This window comes from Boseongicola sp., assembly GCF_057460485.1.
The window spans coordinates 1-3,609 of record NZ_JBVCWP010000356.1 but is presented as its reverse complement, the minus strand read 5'-3'; the positions used below and the strand labels follow the sequence as shown (position 1 = coordinate 3,609).

Genomic DNA, 3,609 nt, shown 5'->3' with positions numbered 1-3,609 from the left:
GGTCTTCAAAATAGCCAGTCGCGCACCCTTAAGCGTAGCGCCATCCAGCGACACTGCCGCCCCACCCTCCATGGCGGCCAGCAACAAGGAAGCGTCCTCGACCGTCCGGCACAAAGGTCCGACCGTATCAAACCTCGCGCAAAGCGGAACAACACCTTCCAGAGACAAACGCCCGGGTGCCGTCTTCAAGCCGACCAGGTCATTCCAAGCCGCCGGTGCGCGTACCGAGCCGCCGGTATCCGAGCCAATCCCTGCTGCGGCCAACCCAAAGGCAACCGACGTCGCCGCGCCAGACGACGACCCGCCCGACACCGCGTCTAAATCGTTCACGCATGGCGGCGATTGCGTCATTGGATTGAGGCCAAGACCAGAAAACGCGAGTTCCGTCATATGTGTTTTGCCCAAACAAACGATACCAGCGTTGGTGGCAGCCTGCAAAACACGCGCATCGCGGTCGGGCACGCGCCCTTTCAGTAAAAGCGAACCAGCTTCAGTCACGACCCCGGCGGTATCGTAAAGATCTTTCCAAGAGATAGGCACACCATCGAGCGGCGACCGCCTCAGACCCAATTTCGCACGCGTCGAAGCCGCTTTTGCCTCATTGCGAGCGCGCTGTTGGGTGGTGCGCGCATAAATTCGATCGGTGAACTGATGCTCTGCGATGGCTGCCAGATAGAGCTCGGTCAGATCAACGGGATCAATCTTACCTGCCTCGATCCCGCGTCCAAGATCAGCAGCACTTGCCCAAAGCCAGTCACTCATATCCAACGCCTCCCTAAACCAACGGCGCGATCGTAGCGGCACGACAACGCATGGACAATGCCACGCCGCCGCCCATATCAAACACCATGACCTATGACACAGATATTCTCATCGCAGGCGGCGGCCTTAACGGCACATCGCTGGCGCTGGCGCTGGCCTCGGCGGGCTTCGACGTCACGCTTGTCGATCCTTTGCCAAGCGATACCAGAGCGGCGCGCGATTTTGACGGGCGCGGATATGCGCTTTCAATCGCGTCTCAGCGGGTTTTGAAAGCCTTGGGTATCTGGTCCGCCTTGTCTGAAAGCGCACAACCTATTCTTGACATCAAAATCACCGATGGTCGCCCCGGCGAAGGTCCGTCTCCGATGATGTTAGCCTTCGATCATGCCGAGATTGAGGAAGGCCCAATGGGATTTCTCGTCCAGGATCGCTATCTTCGCCCTGCCCTTTTGGCCGCCGTGGACGCGGCAAGCATCAGACAATTGAATGAACGCCGGGTAGTGAGTCAATCGCCCGACAGCAACGGCGTCACGGTGACCCTAGATGACGGAAGTGCCCTTCGCGCCCGGATCCTTATCGGCTGTGATGGAAAAGCCAGCGGCGTCGCCACGCGCGCTGGCATCAAGCGGATGGGGTGGCAGTATGGCCAAACGGCGCTGGTTTGTGCAATCCAGCATGAACACGCCCACGAAGGCACAGCCCATCAATTTTTCATGCCATCCGGGCTGCTAGCGATCCTGCCCCTGACTGGCAATCGTGCCTCTATCGTCTGGACCGAAAAAACCGAGCGCGCGGCCGAGATACAGGGGTTTAGCGACGAAGCCTATCTTGAGGTTTTGCGCCCACGTTTCGGTGATTTTCTTGGCGAAATCTCTTTGGTGGGAGAACGCTTTAGCTACCCGTTGGGACTGTCGCTCGCCCAGGATTTCATCGGGCCGAGGGTGGCGCTTGTGGGAGACGCCGCTCATTCTGTACACCCGATTGCAGGTCAGGGTCTGAACGCCGGGCTGAAGGACGTGGCGGCACTTGCAGAAGTTCTGGCGGATGCGTCCCGACGTGGGGAAGACATCGGGCGCGCCGATGTCTTGACGCGCTATCGTCAGTGGCGTCGGTTTGACACGGCAACGCTCGCCTTTGCGACTGACAGCTTCAATCGGCTGTTTTCAAACGATAACGGGATATTGCGCACGATCCGAGATCTCGGCCTCGGCGCCGCCAATGCGTTGCCGGGCCTACGTCGGGGACTTATCCGCGAAGCGGCCGGCCTAACCGGAGACCTTCCGCGTCTTGCCAAGGGGCAACCCCTTTAGTCAAGTTTGCGCGCCTCATCGACCAACATGATCGGGATGCCGTTGCGGATAGGATAGGCAAGATGCGCCGCCTTGCAGACAAGCTCCTGAGCCTTCGCATCATACGTTAGCTGCGCGCGGGTTTGCGGACACACCAAGGCTTCTAACATCCGCCGGTCAAATTTGTTTTCGGTCACTGCAATGCATCCTCTGTTCCGCCGCCCCGCATCGCAAATTCAATCAGGGTCAGCAACGTTTCCCGTCGCGTCTGCAGCGACGGTGCTTCCAAAAGGGCTTGCTTGTCTTCCGGCTCAAACGGGCAAAGCATCGAAAGCGAGTTGATCAATAATTCGTCCTCGGCTTCTTTAAGCGATTCCCAGTCCGTCTGAAGTCCATTGGACTCAAAGAAGCGATTAAGGGCGGAAAAGAACACATCCCGATCAAAGTTAGGGTCATGTTCCGTGGCCCCCAGATCCCGATCAAACCCCGTCCAACTTACCTTACAGCGGCGATATGGGGTGAAGCCGTCTATCTCTTCAATAACCCGAAAACGGCTTATCCCAGTCAGCGTAAGCATATAACGCCCATCATCGGTCTCAGTGAACGACGTAAGCCGGCCCGCACAACCAATAGCCTGCAACGAAGGACTGCCTGTGGGGCCGCCTTCTCGCGGTTGGATCATCCCGATCAAACGATCAGGCGTCTTCAGGGCATCATCCAACATCGCCAGATAGCGCGGTTCAAAAATATGCAGCGGCAATCTGGCGCGGGGCAACAACAGCGCCCCGGGAAGCGGGAAGACAGGGACCGTTTCGGGGAGATCAGACTTTGGGAACATTCCTAGTTACCTAGCCCATTTTCCTGTCAGGCAAAGATCATCGACGACAACTTTCGGCGTCCGTTCAACACGATAGGATCATTGGCTTTTAAGGCTTCAAAAATAGTGAACAGCTGGGCTTTCGCAGCACCCTCGTTCCATTCGCGGTCACGCCGGAAGCTTTCCAGCAATTGCGTGACGGCCTCCTCGGCGTCTCCTGCAGCATAAAGCGCCTGTGCCAGATCAAACCGCGCCTTTAGATCGTCCGGATCAGCATCGAGCCCAGCACGCAGCTCGTCAACCGGCCCAGCATCTGCGGCCTGGCGTGCCAACTCGATCTGCGCACGTGCAGCCTCAATCTCTGGCGCAGAGGACAAGGCTGCTGGAGCCGTCAGCAGAACTTGCGCCGCCTCATCGATCTGATCCAGCGCCAGATGGGTGCGCGCCAGACCGCCATAGGCAGCAGCGCTCTGCGGGTCCTCGCCAAGAACAGCCGCGAAGATCGAAGCCGCATCTGCAGCCGCGCCTTCTTCCAACATATTTTCCGCAGTTTCGAGGGCCTCTGACAGACCGCCGCCGACTTCGCCGCCTGATGCCTCGATAGCCTTATCAATAAACGCCTTAATCTCAGACGCAGGCAACGCACCCTGGAACGCATCAATCGGCTGACCTTGCCAAAACGCGTAGACAGTCGGAAGCGATTGAACCCGCAGTTGTTGCGCAATTGCCTGATTCTCATCC

General features: G+C 58.2%; 5 protein-coding genes. 1 reads left to right on the top strand and 4 read right to left on the bottom strand.

Annotation, left to right across the window (positions count from 1 at the left end):
- The coding region (locus AC221Y_RS21920; protein ID WP_486708437.1) for an amidase at positions 1-762 on the bottom strand (762 nt) is incomplete at its 3' end.
- Between the two features lie 50 nt (positions 763-812).
- Between AC221Y_RS21920 and AC221Y_RS21915 the strand changes: the two genes are divergently transcribed.
- Positions 813-2,072 carry an FAD-dependent monooxygenase gene (locus AC221Y_RS21915; protein WP_486708436.1) on the top strand — a complete coding sequence of 420 codons (1,260 nt, stop codon included), beginning with the start codon at positions 813-815 and terminating at the stop codon, positions 2,070-2,072.
- Here AC221Y_RS21915 and AC221Y_RS21910 read toward each other — a convergent pair.
- The 3 genes from AC221Y_RS21910 to AC221Y_RS21900 all read right to left on the bottom strand — a co-directional run.
- Positions 2,069-2,221 (bottom strand): Trm112 family protein, encoded by a 153-nt coding sequence (locus tag AC221Y_RS21910; RefSeq protein WP_299753465.1) that lies wholly within the window; start codon positions 2,219-2,221, stop codon positions 2,069-2,071. The genes AC221Y_RS21915 and AC221Y_RS21910 overlap by 4 nt on opposite strands.
- A gap of 23 nt (positions 2,222-2,244) precedes the next feature.
- Complete coding sequence (locus AC221Y_RS21905) at positions 2,245-2,889, bottom strand: LON peptidase substrate-binding domain-containing protein (protein ID WP_299753431.1); 645 nt, start codon at positions 2,887-2,889, stop codon at positions 2,245-2,247.
- Positions 2,890-2,915: 26 nt separating this feature from the next.
- Positions 2,916-3,609, bottom strand: a 694-nt coding sequence (locus tag AC221Y_RS21900; RefSeq protein WP_486708435.1) for a tetratricopeptide repeat protein, incomplete at its 5' end; no start/stop codon positions are given.

What these genes read in the sequence shown, in the direction of transcription:
- AC221Y_RS21905 (WP_299753431.1), bottom strand. Translation starts at nt 2,889, where the DNA reads ATGTTCCCAAAGTCTGATCTCCCCGAAACGGTCCCTGTCTTCCCGCTT.
- AC221Y_RS21910 (WP_299753465.1), bottom strand. Translation starts at nt 2,221, where the DNA reads ATGTTAGAAGCCTTGGTGTGTCCGCAAACCCGCGCGCAGCTAACGTAT.
- AC221Y_RS21915 (WP_486708436.1), top strand. Translation starts at nt 813, where the DNA reads ATGGACAATGCCACGCCGCCGCCCATATCAAACACCATGACCTATGAC.